This is a genomic window from Streptomyces sp. NPDC046716, assembly GCF_040645755.1.
Classification (GTDB): domain Bacteria; phylum Actinomycetota; class Actinomycetes; order Streptomycetales; family Streptomycetaceae; genus Streptomyces.
The window spans coordinates 61,163-77,228 of the sequence record NZ_JBEYYU010000043.1; the positions used below are offsets into that span (position 1 = coordinate 61,163).

At 71.3% G+C, this 16,066-nt stretch carries 17 protein-coding genes; 5 read left to right on the forward strand and 12 right to left on the reverse strand.

All coding sequences use genetic code 11. The features are described 5' to 3' along the window. Positions 1 to 5: 5 nt before the first annotated feature. From ABZ930_RS28260 to ABZ930_RS28270, 3 genes are all read right to left on the reverse strand, one after another. Positions 6 to 917, reverse strand: a complete 912-nt coding sequence (locus tag ABZ930_RS28260) for a glutamate ABC transporter substrate-binding protein (RefSeq protein WP_361553498.1) — start codon at positions 915 to 917, stop codon at positions 6 to 8. Between the two features lie 19 nt (positions 918 to 936). Beyond that, on the reverse strand, positions 937 to 1,680 hold the full coding sequence (locus ABZ930_RS28265; RefSeq protein WP_361553501.1) for an amino acid ABC transporter ATP-binding protein: 744 nt from the start codon (positions 1,678 to 1,680) through the stop codon (positions 937 to 939). A 118-nt stretch (positions 1,681 to 1,798) separates the two neighbouring features. After that, the gene (locus ABZ930_RS28270; RefSeq protein WP_361553504.1) at positions 1,799 to 2,245 is read right to left on the reverse strand and encodes a DUF6278 family protein; all 447 of its coding nucleotides are present in this window, start codon (positions 2,243 to 2,245) and stop codon (positions 1,799 to 1,801) included. Positions 2,246 to 2,423: 178 nt separating this feature from the next. Here ABZ930_RS28270 and ABZ930_RS28275 point away from each other — a divergent pair, with 178 nt between their 5' ends. Continuing rightward, on the forward strand, positions 2,424 to 4,193 hold the full coding sequence (locus ABZ930_RS28275) for an SGNH/GDSL hydrolase family protein (RefSeq protein ID WP_361553507.1): 1,770 nt from the start codon (positions 2,424 to 2,426) through the stop codon (positions 4,191 to 4,193). 5 nt (positions 4,194 to 4,198) lie between these two features. Here ABZ930_RS28275 and ABZ930_RS28280 read toward each other — a convergent pair whose 3' ends face one another. Further along, positions 4,199 to 4,876: a class I SAM-dependent methyltransferase gene (locus ABZ930_RS28280; RefSeq protein WP_361553510.1), complete on the reverse strand. Its 678-nt coding sequence runs from the start codon at positions 4,874 to 4,876 to the stop codon at positions 4,199 to 4,201. A 58-nt stretch (positions 4,877 to 4,934) separates the two neighbouring features. Next, positions 4,935 to 5,714, reverse strand: coding sequence for an exodeoxyribonuclease III (locus ABZ930_RS28285; protein ID WP_361553512.1), 780 nt, complete (start codon positions 5,712 to 5,714; stop codon positions 4,935 to 4,937). 118 nt (positions 5,715 to 5,832) lie between these two features. Between ABZ930_RS28285 and ABZ930_RS28290 the strand changes: the two genes are divergently transcribed. Further along, on the forward strand, positions 5,833 to 6,420 hold the full coding sequence (locus ABZ930_RS28290) for a hydrolase (RefSeq protein WP_361553515.1): 588 nt from the start codon (positions 5,833 to 5,835) through the stop codon (positions 6,418 to 6,420). A gap of 7 nt (positions 6,421 to 6,427) precedes the next feature. Here the strand turns inward: ABZ930_RS28290 and ABZ930_RS28295 are convergent, their stop codons facing one another. The 4 genes from ABZ930_RS28295 to ABZ930_RS28310 form a co-directional block, all read right to left on the reverse strand. After that, entirely contained in the window at positions 6,428 to 7,063 is a 636-nt protein-coding gene (locus tag ABZ930_RS28295; RefSeq protein WP_361553518.1) for an MBL fold metallo-hydrolase, read from the reverse strand. 33 nt (positions 7,064 to 7,096) lie between these two features. After that, positions 7,097 to 8,389, reverse strand: a complete 1,293-nt coding sequence (gene pcaC, locus ABZ930_RS28300) for a 4-carboxymuconolactone decarboxylase (protein ID WP_361553521.1) — start codon at positions 8,387 to 8,389, stop codon at positions 7,097 to 7,099. Between the two features lie 94 nt (positions 8,390 to 8,483). Beyond that, positions 8,484 to 8,873: an ankyrin repeat domain-containing protein gene (locus ABZ930_RS28305; protein WP_361553524.1), complete on the reverse strand. Its 390-nt coding sequence runs from the start codon at positions 8,871 to 8,873 to the stop codon at positions 8,484 to 8,486. A gap of 64 nt (positions 8,874 to 8,937) precedes the next feature. Continuing rightward, entirely contained in the window at positions 8,938 to 10,401 is a 1,464-nt protein-coding gene (locus ABZ930_RS28310; RefSeq protein WP_361553527.1) for a catalase, read from the reverse strand. A 156-nt stretch (positions 10,402 to 10,557) separates the two neighbouring features. On the opposite strand from ABZ930_RS28310, the gene ABZ930_RS28315 reads away from it, so the two are divergent. Further along, entirely contained in the window at positions 10,558 to 11,871 is a 1,314-nt protein-coding gene (locus tag ABZ930_RS28315) for an amidohydrolase family protein (RefSeq protein WP_361553530.1), read from the forward strand. Here the strand turns inward: ABZ930_RS28315 and ABZ930_RS28320 are convergent. Next, positions 11,861 to 12,688, reverse strand: coding sequence for an alpha/beta hydrolase (locus ABZ930_RS28320; RefSeq protein ID WP_361553533.1), 828 nt, complete (start codon positions 12,686 to 12,688; stop codon positions 11,861 to 11,863). The two genes, ABZ930_RS28315 and ABZ930_RS28320, sit on opposite strands and share 11 nt — an antisense overlap. Positions 12,689 to 12,964: 276 nt before the next feature. Here ABZ930_RS28320 and msrA point away from each other — a divergent pair, with 276 nt between their 5' ends. Then, positions 12,965 to 13,489 (forward strand): peptide-methionine (S)-S-oxide reductase MsrA, encoded by a 525-nt coding sequence (msrA, locus tag ABZ930_RS28325; RefSeq protein WP_361553536.1) that lies wholly within the window; start codon positions 12,965 to 12,967, stop codon positions 13,487 to 13,489. Then, entirely contained in the window at positions 13,486 to 13,923 is a 438-nt protein-coding gene (locus tag ABZ930_RS28330) for a DUF5709 domain-containing protein (protein WP_361553539.1), read from the forward strand. The genes msrA and ABZ930_RS28330 overlap by 4 nt, the downstream gene beginning before the upstream one ends. Positions 13,924 to 13,959: 36 nt before the next feature. On the opposite strand, the gene ABZ930_RS28335 is transcribed toward ABZ930_RS28330, so the two are convergent. Beyond that, on the reverse strand, positions 13,960 to 14,544 hold the full coding sequence (locus ABZ930_RS28335) for a sugar kinase (RefSeq protein ID WP_361553542.1): 585 nt from the start codon (positions 14,542 to 14,544) through the stop codon (positions 13,960 to 13,962). Between the two features lie 59 nt (positions 14,545 to 14,603). Next, entirely contained in the window at positions 14,604 to 15,755 is a 1,152-nt protein-coding gene (locus ABZ930_RS28340) for an ROK family glucokinase (RefSeq protein ID WP_361553545.1), read from the reverse strand. Between the last annotated feature and the right edge of the window lie 311 nt (positions 15,756 to 16,066).

Genomic DNA, 16,066 nt, shown 5'->3' on the forward strand with positions numbered 1-16,066 from the left:
CCTCCTCAGTTCGCCGGGTAGCGGTCGATGGGCGGGGGCTTCGGCGCGGCCTCGCCGGACAGGCCGAGGGTGGCCTCGAACGCCTTCTTCCAGTCGCCGTTCTTCTGGCGGGCCGCCAGGGCGTCGTCCATGGCGAAGCGGAGCGCGGTGTCGCTCTTGGGCAGTCCGATGCCGTAGGGCTCCTCGGAGAACGGCTTTCCGGCGATCTTCATCTCGTCGGGCGCCTTGGCGGCGAAGCCGAGCAGGATCGCGTCGTCGGTGGTGACCGCGTCGACCTGATAGGTCAGCAGGTTGTCGACACAGATGGAGTACGTGTCGTAGGCGACGAGGTCGGCCTTCGGGTAGTCGGCCTGGATGCGCTGGTACGGGGTCGAACCGGCCGCCGAGCAGACCCGCTTGCCGGCGAGGTCCTGCGGGCCCTTGATGTCGTCCTCGTCGGTGCGCACGAGCAGCGACTGGCCGGCCATGTAGTAGGGCCCGGCGAAGCCGACGAGCTTCTTGCGGTTGTCGTTGATGGTGTAGGTGCCGACGTAGTAGTCGATCTGCCCGTTCTGCAGGGCGGTCTCGCGGTTGGCGGAGGCGATCGTCTTGAAGCGGATCCGCGCCGGGTCGAGCCCGAGCGAGGCCGACATCATCTTGGCGATCTCGATGTCGAAGCCGGAGTAGACGCCGTTGGCCGGGTTCTTCTCGCCGAGGTAGGGCTGGTCCTCCTTGGCGCCGACGACGAAGTAGCCGCGGCTCTTCGCCTTCTTCCACGTCTTCGAGTCGGGCAGCGAGAACCCCTGGGCGATTCCGTATTCGGGGAGTTCGTCGGCCGACGGGCCCTTGGTGGGCGGGCTGCCGTCCTTGCCGCAGGCGGTGGCGGCCGAGGCCGCCACCAGGAGCGCGGCGAGCAGCCGCAGCGACTTGGGAAACATGTGGTGCTGCACTCCCCCGTCAGTGCTTGAGGATCTTGGAGAGGAAGTCGCGGGCGCGCTCGCTCTCCGGGTGGGTGAAGAACTCCTCGGGGGCGCGGTCCTCGACGATCTTCCCGTCGGCCATGAAGACGACGCGGTCGGCGGCGGTGCGCGCGAAGCCCATCTCGTGGGTGACCACGACCATCGTCATGCCGTCACGGGCGAGCTGCTGCATGACCTCCAGGACCTCGTTGATCATCTCGGGGTCGAGGGCCGAGGTCGGCTCGTCGAAGAGCAGGGCCTTGGGGTCCATGGCGAGGGCGCGGGCGATGGCCACGCGCTGCTGCTGGCCGCCGGAGAGCTGCGCGGGGAACTTGTCGGCGTGGGCGGCGAGGCCGACCCGGTCGAGGAGTTCGCGGGAGCGCTTGTCGGCCTCGTCCTTCTTGCGCTTTCTGACCTTGACCTGGGCCAGTGAGACGTTCTGGAGGACCGTCTTGTGCGCGAAGAGGTTGAACGACTGGAAGACCATGCCCACTTCGGCCCTGAGCTGGGCGAGCGCCTTGCCCTCCGCGGGCAGTGGCTTGCCGTCGAGTCTGATGGTGCCCGACTCGATGGTCTCGAGCCGGTTGATCGTCCGGCAGAGCGTCGACTTGCCCGACCCCGAAGGGCCGATGACCACGACCACCTCCCCCTTGCCGACGGTGAGCTCGATGTCCTGGAGGACATGCAGCTTCCCGTAGTACTTGTTCACGTCACGCAGCTCGATCAACGGATCGACGCCCATGGCAGTCCCTGCCCACTCATCGCTGTGTCGGTCCGCGCAAACTACCCACGCCAATATGGGACTTAATGGACGACACGCTCGTATGGGCATTAACCGTATTTGCTGCTCAGCGGTACGGTCAGGACTCGGCGGCCTCCGCGTAGAACTGCGACAGCTCGGGGGCGCCGCTCTCGGCCCAGGCGTGTCCCGCCTCGACCACGTCGATCTCGCGGCCGGACGCCAGGCGCACCACGGGCTGCCCGTTGGGCCAGATCACCCAGGCCGCGCCGGCGACGTGGTGGACCATGATCGTGCCCAGATAGAGGCCCGCGTCATTGCCGAGCCAGTGCAGTACGTCCTCGTCCTCCCGCCAGCGCGGCACCAGTTGGTCCAGGGCCGCCAACGAGGCCACCGAGTCGTCGAGTTCCACCCCGGCGTCCTCGGCCTGAGCGCGCAACAGCTCGCACTCGGCGAGCAGTTCGGCGACTCCTGCGGCGTCGGTGCCGTCCTCGGCACCCGGGCCGGACACGACGAGGGGGGCGTTCCCGTGCCTCTTGCGCCACTGGTCCACGAAAGGGATCTTCATACCGTCCAGCGTCGCATTCGGCGCCGTCGGCGCACCACAGGCGCGCGGGCCAAGGTGACCGGCCGTTCGCGGGGAGTTCACAGCCACTTCGGCCGCACCTCATTGACGCGTTCCTGACGCCTCCTTACCTTCATGGCGCACCAGTCCCGGCACACACATCGACGAAAGGGAGCCGGCCGTGCGCCGACGCACCTGGGGAACAGCCGTCCTGCTGGCCGTCTGCGCGGGGCTGGTCCCCGTCACGACAGCGCAGGCCGCACCGCACAGACCCGAGCCGCTCCCCCTGGAGCGGCTCTTCGACAACCGGGCGGTGAGCGACGACGCCACACCCGGCCGGGCGGACTTCGACGGAGCGGGCGGTTCGCTGTCCGCGCAGGATCTCGCCGCGGCGGGCTGGACTCCCGGCCGTGGCCTGGGAGTTGACGGCGCGCGCCTGACCTGGCCGCACTCGGCGGGGAAAGGTTTCGACAACGTCACCGCCGACGGGCAGCGGGTGCGGGTGACCGGGCGCGGTGACGCGCTGGCGTTCCTGGTCGCGGGGACCGGCGGGGACGCGAGCGGTACGGGCGTCGTGCGGTACGCGGACGGCTCGCGGTCCGCGTACACGCTGACCGCGCCGGACTGGCGGACGGGACCGCTCGCGACGAAGTCGGTCGCCCTTCCGCACCGGAACACCCCCGACGGCCAACTGGCCGAAAAGACGCGGCTGTTCGTGGTCAGCGTGCCGCTGCGGGCCGGGCGGGTGATCGCTTCCGTGGAGCTGCCGCGGACCCGAGGTGTCGCGCTCCATGTGTTCGCGCTGTCCGTGCGCGCGCAGCAGCGGGGGTGGACGGGGAGCTGGTCGGCGTCGCCCGCCGGGTACACCGTGGTGGGCCCCTGGGCCGACCGCACGGTCCGGCTCGTGGTGCACACCAGTACGGGCGGGCCGCGGGTGCGGATCCGGCTGGAGAACACCTTCGCGTCGACGCCCGTACGGATCGGCAGCGCGTCGGTCGCGGTGCAGGGGGCGGGGGCGGAGGCACGGAGCACGCCGGTGCCGCTGCGGTTCGGCGGCGCGTCCGGCACCCGACTCGCCGCCGGAGCGCAGGTTTTCAGTGATCCGGTGGACTTCGACGTACCGGCGGCCGCGAACCTGCTGGTGAGCTTCCACCTGCCGGAGCCGGTGGCCGCGGCGCCGGTGCACAGCCAGGCGATCCAGCTCGGTTACGTCAGCGGGCCCGGGGACCACGCGGGAGAGGCGGCCGGCTCGGCGTACACGTCCACGATCGCGTACTGGCCGCTGCTCACCGGGGTCGACGTCGGCGGCGGGCCGGGGTCCGTGGTGCTGCTCGGGGACTCCATCACCGATGGCGTGAAGTCGACGCAGAACGCCAACCACCGGTGGCCCGACGTGCTGGCCGCGCGGCTCCTCGGCCAGTCGAAGGTGCCGCGCTACGGGGTGCTGAACCAGGGGATCTCGGCGAACAAGGTCGTCACGGACCGGTACTCCGGTGACGGGATCTCCACGGACACCGGCGGGGTGAGCGCCCTGCACCGGCTCGACCGGGACGTGCTGGCCCAGACGTCGGCCCGTACGGTCGTCGTCTTCCAGGGGATCAACGACCTGCGCTGGGGCGCCTCGGCGGAGCAGGTCACGGCCGGGCTGCGGGAGATCGTGCGGCGGGCGCACGCGCGCGGGCTGAAGGTGATCGGGGCGACGGTCACGCCGTGCGAGGGCGAGGCGCTGTGCCCGGCCGCCGTGGACGCCGAGCGGGTCGCCGTGAACACGTATCTGCGCGGGCCGGACTCGCCCTTCGACGGGCTGGCCGACTTCGACTCCGTGGTGCGGGATCCGGCGCATCCCGCCCGGATGCTGCCCGCCTACGACAGCGGGGACCATCTGCATCCGGGCGACACGGGCCTGAAGGCCCTGGCCGACTCGGTCGACCTGCGGATGCTGGTGCCGTAGCCCGGCTACGGGGCGGCGGGGGCCGGCTTCTGGGCCAGCAGGGTGCCCTGCCGGCCCTGGGTCGCGCGCTCGAAGTCGTCCGGCTCGCGGACCAGGCGGGCCTGGACGGCGAGCCCGGCCGCTTCCAGGTGGCCCTCGACCTCCTCGGGCGAGCGCCAGTAGACGTCGAGCGAGAGATCGTGGCCGTAGGCGTGATCGAGATGACGGATCAGGTCGCCGATCTTGTAGCCGACCAGGAGCTGGCCGCCGGGGGCGAGCACGCGGTGGAACTCGGCGAAGATCACCGGCAGGACCTCCGGCGGTGTGTGCACCGTCGAGTACCAGGAGACGATGCCGCTCAGCGCGTCGTCCGGAAGGTCGAGGTGCGTCATCGAGCCCTCCTCGAACCGCAGGTTCGGGTAGGCGCGGCGGGCCTCGGCGATCATCTTCGGCGAGAGGTCGACGCCGAAGGCGGTCAGCCCGAGGTCGCGCAGATGGGCCGTCGCGTGGCCGGGTCCGCAGCCGAGGTCGGCCACCGGCCCTTCGCCGCCGCGGGCCCGGACGAGAGCGGCGAAGGCGCCGAACATCGCGACCCCGTAGGGATCGCGGCCGAACAGCGGCGGGATGATCTCGGCGTAGGCGCCCGCGGCGGTGTCGTAGGCGAGCCGGGTGGACTGCAGGTAGGACGTCTGGTCGGTCGTCATGGTCGGCGACGCTAGTGCCGACCACTGACAACGCCCCGGGCCGGGCGAACGGATCAGGTCAGACGTCGAGGTCCACCACGACCGGCGCGTGGTCGGAGGCGCCCTTGCCCTTGCGCTCCTCGCGGTCGACGTACGCGTCCGAGACCGCCTTCGCGAACGGCTCGTTCCCGTAGACCAGGTCGATGCGCATGCCGCGGTTCTTCGGGAAGCCGAGGGCGCGGTAGTCCCAGTACGTGAAGGGGCGGTCGTACTTGAGCGGGCGCGGCACGACGTCGGTGAGGCCCGTCTCGCGCAGGGCGGCGAGGGCGGCGCGCTCGGGGGCGGTGACATGGGTGAGGCCGTCGAAGGCGGCGAGGTCCCAGACGTCCTCGTCGGTCGGTGCCACGTTGTAGTCGCCCAGGACGGCGAAGGGGCGGCCGCCCGCGGCGTCGCCCGCGACGGCCGCCTTCAGTGCCTCGAACCACTGGAGCTTGTATCCGTAGTGCGGGTGGTCGATCTCCCGGCCGTTCGGCACGTACACCGACCAGACGCGGACCGGGCCGCAGGTCGCGGAGACGGCGCGGGGCTCCTCCGTCCCCTCGTAGTCCGGGCCGCCGGGCAGGCCCTTGACCACGTCGTCGAGGCCGACGCGGGAGAGCAGCGCCACCCCGTTCCACCGGCCTGTCGCGTTCACCGCCGACTCGTAGCCCAGCTCGCGCAGCGCGTCCGCGGGGAACTGCTCCTCCGAGCATTTGGTCTCCTGGATGCACAGCACGTCCGTGCCGCTGCTCTCCAGCCAGGCCAGCAGGCGCGGGAGGCGCGCGGTGATCGAGTTCACGTTCCACGTAGCGATGCGCATGTCCCCCAACCTACCGGGCGGGTACGACAACGGGCTCGCGCGACCGCCGGTCGGGAAGCGGCCGGATATAGACAGGCAATCTTGCAAGTTTTCCTGTTAGACAGTTAGCCTGCCGAACATGAGTGACAGCACCCCCACCCCTCTCTCCCTCGACGAGCGCCCCGCCCTCGTCCTCATCGACCTCCAGCAGGGCATCCTCGGCCTGCCGACCGTGCACCCCTCCGGTGACGTCCTGACGAACGCCGTCCGGCTCGCCGACGCCTTCCGCGCCAAGGACCTGCCGGTCGTCCGGGTGCGGGTCGGCTGGTCGCAGGACGGCGGGGACCTGCCGGTCAGCCGGGCCGTCACGCCGGGCCCGGCGCAGGCTCCCCCGGCCGCGTTCTCCGAGTTCCCCGAGGACCTCGGGCCGCTCGGCGACGACATCGTGATCACCAAGCGGCACTGGGGCGCCTTCACCGGCACCGAGCTGGATCTGCAGCTGCGCCGGCGCGGGGTCACGCAGATCGTGCTCTGCGGCATCTCCACGTCGATCGGCGTCGAGTCGACCGCCCGCTCCGCGTTCGAGCTGAGCTACCACCTGGTGGTCGTGGACGACGCGACGACCGACACGGACGCCGATTCCCACGCGCACAGCTTCGGGAAGATCTTCCCGCGCATCGCCGAGCTGGGCTCGACCGAGGACGTGCTCGCGCTCCTCGGCAAGTAGCGGCGGCTCACACCTGCGCCGAGGCGCCCGGCGTCAGGCGCAGGTGTTCCGTACCGCCGAGCGCGCCGATCTGGCTGTCGTAGATCGGGCGCGCGAGGTCGGTCAGCAGCGCGTCGTGGATGTCGTACGCGCGCGTGGGCTTGACCTCACGGACGTACTCGATCACCTCGGCGATCTTGTTCCAGGGCGCCATCACGGGCAGCATCAGCGTCTCGACCGGCTGGTCGGGGACGGTGAGGGCGTCGCCGGGGTGGAAGACCGTGCCGCCGTCGATCAGATAGCCGACGTTCGTGATCCGCGGGATGTCCGGGTGGATGACCGCGTGCAGTTCGCCGTGGACCTGGACGTCGAATCCGGCGGCCGTGAACGTGTCGCCGTGGCCGACCGTGTGGACGCGGCCCGGGAAGGCCGCCGAGATCTGCTCCGCGACCGACTTCAGGGTCCAGATCCGCGCCTCGGGGTTGGCCTCCAGGGCCGCCCGCAGCCGATCCTCGTTGAAGTGGTCCGGGTGCTCGTGCGTCACCAGGATCGCCTCGGCGCCGAGCGCCGCGTCCTCCTCCGTGAAGGTGCCGGGGTCGATGACGAGGGCGCGCCCGTCCTTCTCCAGACGGACACAGGCGTGGGTCTTCTTCGTGAGCTTCATGGTTCCATCCTGCTCCCGGTACCCGCCTGCCGGTCACTCCTGCGGGGTGGTCTCTTCCCTGATGACCTGCTGGGCCACCTTGAACGCCGCGTTCGCGGCCGGGACGCCGCAGTAGACCGCCGCCTGGAGCAGGATCTCCTTGATCTCGGCGGCGGTGAGGCCGTTGCGCAGGGCGGCGCGGGTGTGGAAGGCCAGTTCGTCGAGGTGACCGCCCGCGACCAGGGCCGTGAGCGTCACCGACGAGCGCATCCGGCGGTCGAGCCCGGGGCGGCTCCAGATCTCGCCCCAGGCGTAGCGCGTGATGAACTCCTGGAAGTCGCCGGAGAACTCGTCGGCGGAGGCGAGCGCCCGGTCGACGTGCGCGTCGCCCAGGACCTCGCGGCGCACCTTGAGACCCACCTCGTGCGGATCGGGGCGGACCGCGGCCTCGGGCTGCCGGATCGCCGCCGTGATCTCGGCGACCGGTGTGACCGGCGGGGGTGTCGGCGCGAGGACCGGCTTGGCCGGAGCGGCCTGGATGGCGTGCTGGCCGGTCTCGTAGCCGGGCAGCCACGCGGTGGTGAAGTGCCGCACGAGGAGGTCGGTCACCGCGGCCGGCTGCTCGACGGGGGCCAGGTGGGAGGCGCCGGGGACGACGGCGAGCCGGGCGTCCGGTATGCCGGCGACCAGCGTGCGGGCCTCGGCGGGGCCGGTGACCTGGTCGTCCGAGCCGACGAGGACCAGGGTGGGAACGCCGACCGCCCCCAGTTCCGTACGGATGTCGAAGGCGGCCAGGGCCTCGCAGGAGGCGATGTAGCAGCCCGGGTCGGTGGTGCGGACCATCTGCACGGCCCAGTCGGTGATGGCGGGCTGCGCGGCGGCGAACCCGGCCGTGAACCAGCGCTCGGGCGAGGTCCGGGCGATGGGGTCCAGGCCGTTGCTGCGCACGATGACGCCGCGCTGGCGGAACTCGTCGGCGGTGCCGAAGCGGGGCGAGGCGGCTATCAGGCCCAGCGACGCGACGCGCTCGGGATGGCGCAGCGCCAGCTCCGCGCCGATCGCGCCGCCCAGGGAGCAGCCCGCGTACCCGAACCGCTGGACGCCCACCTCGTCGAGCGTGGCCAGCACCCGCTCGGCCAGCTCGGCGACGGAACCGGCCGGGCGCGCGGGGGCGCCGCCGTGGCCCGGCAGGTCGAACCGGAACACGCGCCAGTGCTTGATCAGCTCGGGGATCTGCCGGTCCCACATGTGCCAGGTCGTACCCAGTGAGGGACCCAAGATCAGGACAGGGGCGTCTTCCGGCCCGTCAAAGCGGTATTGCAGGGTGTTCTTCGGCGTCTCACTCACGCCGAAGACGTTCTCACATCGCACAAATTCGCACGTGCCTGGGTCGGGTCCCCTCGCAAGCCGTCCCACGTTGTGTGGACTTCGCGAAGATCCTTTACTGGCGGACGAGAAGCTGCGTGCGGCCGAACACGGTGGCCGCGGCGCGGGCCGTCGGGGTGCCGGTGTCGAGGTCCGCTCCGGCCTCCAGCAGGGCGGTGACCACCTCGTCCTCGCCCTTGAACAGGGCGCCGGAGAGGGGGGTCTGGCCGCGGGCGTTGGTGCGGTCCGGGTCCGCGCCCCGCTCCAGGAGGGCCCGGACGGTGTCGGCGTGGCCGTGGTAGGCGGCCAGCATCACGAGGGTGTTGCCGGCCGGGTCCGCCGCGTCCGCCGGCAGGCCGTGCGCGAGGAACGCGACGAGTTCGCCGGTGTCGCCCGCGCGGGCCAGGTCCATGGCGATGTCGACGACGCGTGCCGTCTGTTCCGCTGTCAGGGCGGCGCTGTCCATCGGTCTCCGCTCGTGGGTCGGTGCGCGCGCCCGGCCCGGGAGGGCCCCGGGCCGGGCGGGCGGTTCAGAGCCGGCCCTCGGCCAGCGCCTCGATCGCCCGGCGGACGCCTTCGCCGTAGGCGGGGTCGGCCTGGGTGCAGTTGCCGATGTGCCGCTCGACGGTCTGCGGGGACGCGCCGTCGATCGCCCGGGCGGTGTTCGCGAAGAGCGCCTGCTGCTGCTCGGGGGTCATCAGGCGGAACAGGTTGCCGGGCTGCTCGAAGTAGTTGTCGTCGTCCTCCCGGAAGTCGAACCGGTCGGCGACCGAGCCCACGGCCTGCCGCGGCTCGCGGTACGCGGGCTGCTCCTGCCAGCGGCCGTACGCGTTGGGCTCGATGCCCGGCGTGGCCCCCTGGTTGCCGTCGACGCGCAGTTGGCCGTCGCGGTGGAAGGAGTTCGCCGGGTTCTTCGGGGCGTTGACCGGGATCTGGTGGTGGTTCACGCCGAGGCGGTAGCGCTGGGCGTCGCCGTAGGAGAACAGCCGGCCCTGGAGCATCCGGTCCGGGGAGAAGCCGATGCCCGGCACCACGTTGGCGGGGTTGAAGGCGGCCTGCTCCACGTCCGCGAAGTAGTTCTCCGGGTTGCGGTTCAGCTCCCACTCGCCGACCTCGATCAGCGGGTAGTCCTTCTTCGACCAGACCTTGGTGAGGTCGAAGGGGTGGAAGCGGTAGTGCTCCGCGTCGGCCTCCGGCATGACCTGGATGTACAGCTTCCACTTCGGGAAGTCGCCGTTCTCGATGGCGTCGAACAGGTCCCGCTGGTGCGATTCGCGGTCCTTGCCGACGAGCGCCTCCGCCTCGGCGTCGGTGAGGTTCTCGATGCCCTGCTGGGTGCGGTGGTGGAACTTCACCCAGAACCGCTCGCCGTCGGCGTTGACCAGGCTGTAGGTGTGCGACCCGAAGCCGTGCATGTGCCGGTACGAGGACGGGATGCCGCGGTCCGACATCACGATGGTGACCTGGTGCAGCGCCTCGGGCAGGTTGGTCCAGAAGTCCCAGTTGTTCTCGGCGTCGCGCAGGTTCGTGCGCGGGTCGCGCTTCACGGCGTGGTTGAGGTCGGGGAACTTCAGGGAGTCCCGGAAGAAGAAGACGGGGGTGTTGTTGCCGACCAGGTCCCAGACGCCCTCGTCGGTGTAGAACTTCAGGGCGAAGCCTCGAATGTCGCGCTCGGCGTCGGCGGCGCCCCGCTCCCCGGCGACGGTCGAGAACCGGGCGAACATGTCCGTCTTCTTGCCGACCTCGGAGAAGACCTTCGCGGACGTGTACCGCGTGATGTCCTGCGTGATCGTGAGCGTGCCGAAGGCGCCCGAGCCCTTGGCGTGCATCCGCCGCTCCGGAATGACCTCGCGGTCGAAGTGGGCCAGCTTCTCCAGGAACCACACGTCCTGGAGGAGCATCGGGCCCCGCGCTCCGGCGGTCAGGGAGTTCTGGTTGTCGGGCACCGGTGCGCCGGCGACCGTGGTCAGCGGCTTCTGGTTGTTCTCGGGCAAGGCTCGCTCCTGGAGGTGTCGACGCGGGCGTCCGCGTGGGCACCTGCATGGATGACCTTCAGTCGCGCTTCCGAAACCGGCGCCGCACCCGGTCGGCGGGACCGGTTCGGCCTCGTCCGGCGCGACACCGCGACCGGCCCGGTCGATCATGAACGCATGCGTGAGGGTGAGAAGAGCGGTGTCCTGCTGTACAACGCCCTGCTGATCGACGGCCTGGGCCGGGCCCCGGTACCGGACGGGGCGCTGCTCGTGGACGGCGGGACGGTGGCGTGGGCGGGCAGCCTGGCCGCGGCGCCGCCGGCGGTGCGCTCGGCGCGGCGGGTGGACCTGGGCGGGCGGACCGTGTGCCCGGGATTCATCGACACCCATGTGCACTTCGCCCTGCCGGGGCGCGCCGGTTCTCCGCTGAGCGGGGTGAACGAGCTGCCGAGTTACCGGGTGCTGAAGGTGCTGGACCGGCTGCGGGTGACGCTGGAGAACGGGGTCACGACGGCGCGGGACCTGATGGGGCTCGACGCGGGGTTCCGGCGGGCCCTGGAGGAGCGCAGGATCGTCGGACCGCGGCTGCGGGTGGCGGTGTCGATGCTCAGCCAGCGCGCGGGGCACGCGGACTTCACGCTCGCCAGTGGGGTCGACGGGTACGCGGCGGCGGTCGCCATGCCGCTCAGCCCGCCCGGTCTGGTGAACTCGGTCGACGAGGTCCGGCTGCGGGTGCGCGAGCTGGTGGCGGCCGGCGCTGACTGCGTCAAGGTGGCCAGCAGCGGCGGTGTCACCTCGCCGCACGACCAGCCGGAGTGGCTGGGGATGCGCCCGGAGATGCTGCGGGCGGTGCGCGAGGAGGCGGACGCGTACGGCGGGCTGCCCGTCGCCGCGCACGCCATCGGACGGCCCGGGATCGAGGCCGCGGTCCGCTCGGGCGTGACGAGCGTCGAGCACGGTTACGCCCTCGACGACGAGCTGCGCGCGGAGATGGTGGACCGCGGCCAGTTCCTGGTCCCCACCCTGCTGGAGACGCTGACGGACGTGGACTCCCCGGGGGTGCCGCCCGCCGTGCGGGAGAAGTCCGCGCACTGGCACCGCGTGGCGCAGGAGTCGGTCGCCGCGAGCGCGGCGGCCGGGGTGCGCATCGCGATGGGCACGGACAGCGGACTGACCGCGAGCCACGGCGGCAACCTCAAGGAGCTGGGGCTGCTCGTGCGGTTCGCCGGTATGACGCCGTTGCAGGCGATCACCGCGGGCACGGCGGAGGCCGCGCGGCTGTGCGGGGTCGACGGCATCACCGGCACGCTGGAGGCCGGTAAGGCCGCCGACCTGGTCGTCGTCGGCACGAACCCGCTGTCCGACATCGACTCGCTGGGAGACCCCCGGTCGATCCACGCCGTCCTCAAGGAGGGACGGATCGCGATCGACCGGGCCGGCGTCCTCTCGGGGAGCGGGCTGCCGGGTCTCCAGGACTCCGCTACTTCTTGAGGAACTCCAGCAGGTCCTTGTTGAACTTCTCCTTGTCGCCCTCGACGAGCGCGATGCCGTGCGAGCCGCCCTCGTAGACCTTGAGGGTCGCGTCCTGGATGATCTCGGCGGACTTGCGGCCGGTGGCGTCGATCGGGACGACCTGGTCGTCGTCGCCGTGCACCACGAGGGTGGGCACGTCGAACTTCTTGAGGTCGTCGGTGAAGTCGGTGGCCGCGAAGGCGTCCACGCAGGCGACGCCGCCCTGGATCGTCTCCTGCATGGCCATGTACCAGAAGGCGTCCTTGTTGCCCTGGGTGACCTTGTTGCCCTCGCGGTTGGCGCTGAAGAAGCCGACCGAGGTGTCCTTCCAGAACTGGGAGCGCTCCTTGAGGATGCCGGCCTTGATGTCGTCGAAGACGCTCTGCGGGACGCCCTCGGGGTTGTCCGGGCCCTGGAGCATCAGCGGCGGGATCGCCGACAGCAGCACGGCGGAGCGGATCCGGGAGGTGCCGTGCCGGCCGATGTAGCGGGACAGTTCGCCGCCGCCCATCGAGTGCGCGACCAGCGTGACGTCGGTCAGGTCGAGGCCGGTGATGAGGTCGTTGAGGTCGTCGGCGAACGTGTCCCAGTCGTAGCCGTCCCACACCGGGGTGGACCGGCCGTGGCCGCGGCGGTCGTGGGCGATGCCCCGGTACCCCGCGTCGGCGACGGCCTTGAGCTGGTCCTGCCAGGCGTCGCCGTTGAGCGGCCAGCCGTGGATGAAGACGACCGGACGGCCCTGCCCCCAGTCCTTGTAGAAGATGTCCACGCCGTCGCGAGTGGTGCAGATGGGCATGATGGTTCTCCGTCCTTGGCGGGAGGTCGAGCGAGCGCTCTGGGGGGGGAGGCGGACACGCACGTCCCCGGGGTTCGGCCGCCCCGCAACCGCGTGCGGCCAACGCTCTCCATCCTGACCGAATGCGGCGGTCTCGCAACGTGGGAGGCGGGGCGGTGCCGAGTTGCGACGGGGAGGGGCTCGGCGAGGATGAAAAGGGCCGGTCGTACTGTTCAGACAACAGTGGGTGGAGCGCCGCCACGGGCGACTCCACAGGCCTTTGTGAAGGAGCTTTTCATGCCGGGCGAGACGGACAAGGCAGTACTCGCGGGTGGCTGTTTCTGGGGGATGGAGGACCTGATCCGGAAGCTGCCGGGGGTGCTCTCGACGCGCGTCGGCTACACCGGCGGCGACACCCCGAACGCCACGTACCGCAACCACGGCGACCACGCCGAGGCGATCGAGATCGCCTACGACCCGGCGCGGACCACCTACCGGGACCTTCTGGAGTTCTTCTTCCAGATCCACGACCCGAGCACGAAGGACCGCCAGGGCAACGACATCGGGCGCAGCTACCGCTCGGCGATCTACTACGCGGACGACGCGCAGCGCCAGGTCGCCCTGGACACCATCGCGGACGTGGACGCCAGCGGGCTGTGGCCCGGCAAGGTCGTCACCGAGGTGGAGCCGCTGGGCGACTTCTGGGAGGCCGAGCCGGAGCACCAGGACTACCTGGAGCGCTACCCCGACGGCTACACCTGCCACTTCCCGCGGCCGAACTGGAAGCTGCCCCGGCGGGCCGAGGCGGGGAGCACGTCATGAGCGAGAACGACGCCTTCGCCGACGACGTCTACCAGCCGGACGGCTCCGAGGTGCAGGACGACGAAGGGCTGCTGGACGCGGCGGACACCCTCCTTGAGGGGGTGGAGGACCCGCTGGACGAGGGGTACTCGCCGCCGGAGCGGTTCGAGGGCCGCTACGACAGCGACCCCGAGAGCCTGGACGAACGGCTCGCGGAGGAGGTGCCCGACGTGGAGCCGCCGCCGGGCGACGGGCTCGGCGACACCAGCGACACCGACGGTGAGCTGTTGGACTCCGAGGTCGGCGACGCCCGGTCGGGGCGGCTCGTGGCCGAGGAGATGGACCTGGACGGCGCCACCGAGGAGTCGCTGACGGCGCAGGACGCCGGTCTCGACGGGGCCGGAGCGTCGGCCGAGGAGGCCGCCGTGCACATCGTCGACGACGAGACCGGCTGAGCGGCGCGGGCCGTCCGGAGATCCGGACGGCCCGGCTCAGGGTTCGGTGGTCGAGACGACGAAGACCATCGGGTGGTCCGGGTTCGACAGGTTCACCACGATGCTCTGCGTCGGCATCGGGTCCTTCTGCTCGTGGGTGAGGCCGTACCAGGGCCCCGGACCGGTGAAGTCCCATCCGGCGACGTTCCGGTCGCGGGCGCCGATCGTGATGTCGTCCTTCTTCAAGGAGTCGACCGTGAAGTCGTCGTCGACTGCCCGGAGGAACGTGTCGAGCCCGCCCTTGCTGGTGAGGAACTGCGTGTACAGGCGGCTGACCTTGTAGTTGTTCGTCTCGTAGTAGGCGACGTTGCGCGAGTAGTGCGGGATCTCCGTCTCGTAGAGCCGCCGCTGCACCTTCGACGGCCAGCCGATGGTCAGGCCGGTCGCCGAGTACTTCGCCTCCTTGTCCTTGCCGCTGTCGCGGCTCTGGTTCGCGGAGATCACCAGATATCCGGCGGGGATGCCGATGAGCAGCACGATGATCAGAAGGGTCAGCGCGCGGCGGCGGATCACGTGACCGCGCGGCTCCTCCGGCGGGCACGTCTCCTCGTACGGGGACGGAGGCTGGCGGGGCACGGTCATGGCTGGCTCTGGCTTTCCTGTCACTGTTCCACGTTCCAAGCGGTCCGCGTGCGCGCGCTCTACCGGTCCTCGGCGCCCGACGCCGTCTCGCGGGCCTGGGCGTAGCGCTCGTACCGCTCGTAGCGCTCGACGCGGCGGCGCTTGGCGCGGCGGAACCGGCGGGCGACGAGGCGGGCGAGGTCCGCGGCGCCGACCATGCCGGCCTCGGGGCCGAGCTGGGCGCGGGCGATGCGGGCCTCGGGGCGGTAGCCGCGGCCGGTCAGCTGGCGCTTGAAGGCGTCGCGGGCCGGGGCGATCAGCAGGTCGTCGGCGGCGCTCACGCCGCCGCCGATCACGAAGCACGACGGGTCGAGGGCGGCCGCGAGGTTGGCGATGCCGACGCCGAGCCACTGGCCGATGTCCTGGAGCAGTTCGACGCACATGGCGTCGCCCTCGCGGGCCAGCTGGGTGATGAGCGGTCCGCTGATCTCCGGCACGTTGCCCTGGACCCGCTCGATGATGTTGTACGCGACCGGGGAGTCGGCCGCCGCGAGCTCGCGGGCCTCCCTGACCAGGGCGTTGCCCGAGCTGTACTGCTCCCAGCAGCCGCGGTTGCCGCACGGGCAGCGGTGGCCGCCGGGCACGACCTGCATGTGGCCGAACTCGCCGGCGACGCCGTACTTGCCGCGCTTGACCTGGCCGTCCTCCAGGATCGCGCCGCCGATGCCGGTCCCGAGGGTGATCATGACGAGGTGGTCCTCGCCGCGGCCCGCGCCGAAGCGCCACTCCGCCCAGGCGGCGGTGTTCGCGTCGTTGTCGACCAGCACGGGGACCGCGAGGCGGCCGGCGAGGCGGTCGCGGAGCGGTTCGTTGCGCCAGGACAGGTGCGGGGCGAACAGGACGCGGTTGCGGTCCGCGTCGACCCAGCCGGCCGCGCCGATGCCGACCGCGTGCACGTCGTGCCGGTCGGACAGGTCGAGGACCAGCTCACAGATCGTGTCCTCGACGACCTTCGGGCTCTTCGACTTGTCCGGGGTCTCCGTGCGCAGCGTCTCCAGGATGGTGCCGTCCGCGTCGACGACACCTGCCATCACCTTCGTGCCGCCGATGTCGATGCCCACGGTGGGGACGCGGGGGGCGGTCAGGTGCGAGCGGCGTTCCCTGGTGCCGACCGTCCGCAGGACGGTGGCCCGTGCGCTGCCACGGTGTGCGAGGTCGCGGTAGGTGCTCATTGCGGCGATTCTGCCTCACGGCGCGGCTCCGCCGCATGCCGGGTTTGGGGTCGTCGTCGGTCGGCCGCGGCCCGGTGGGGCTTCTCGCGCAGTTCCCCGCGCCCCTGGGCGAGCGGAGCTCGTTTCAGGGGCGAAGATGGCGCGCGAGCAGATGGGCGTGAAGCGCACCGCCCTCACCCTGCTGCGCGTCAATCAGAAGGACGGCTTCGACTGCCCGGGCTGCGCCTGGCCCGAGCCGGAGCACCGGACGACGCGCTGCCCGAGGTCGGACACGCCTGCGGGCACAACCTCATCGCCGGCGCGTCGGTGGC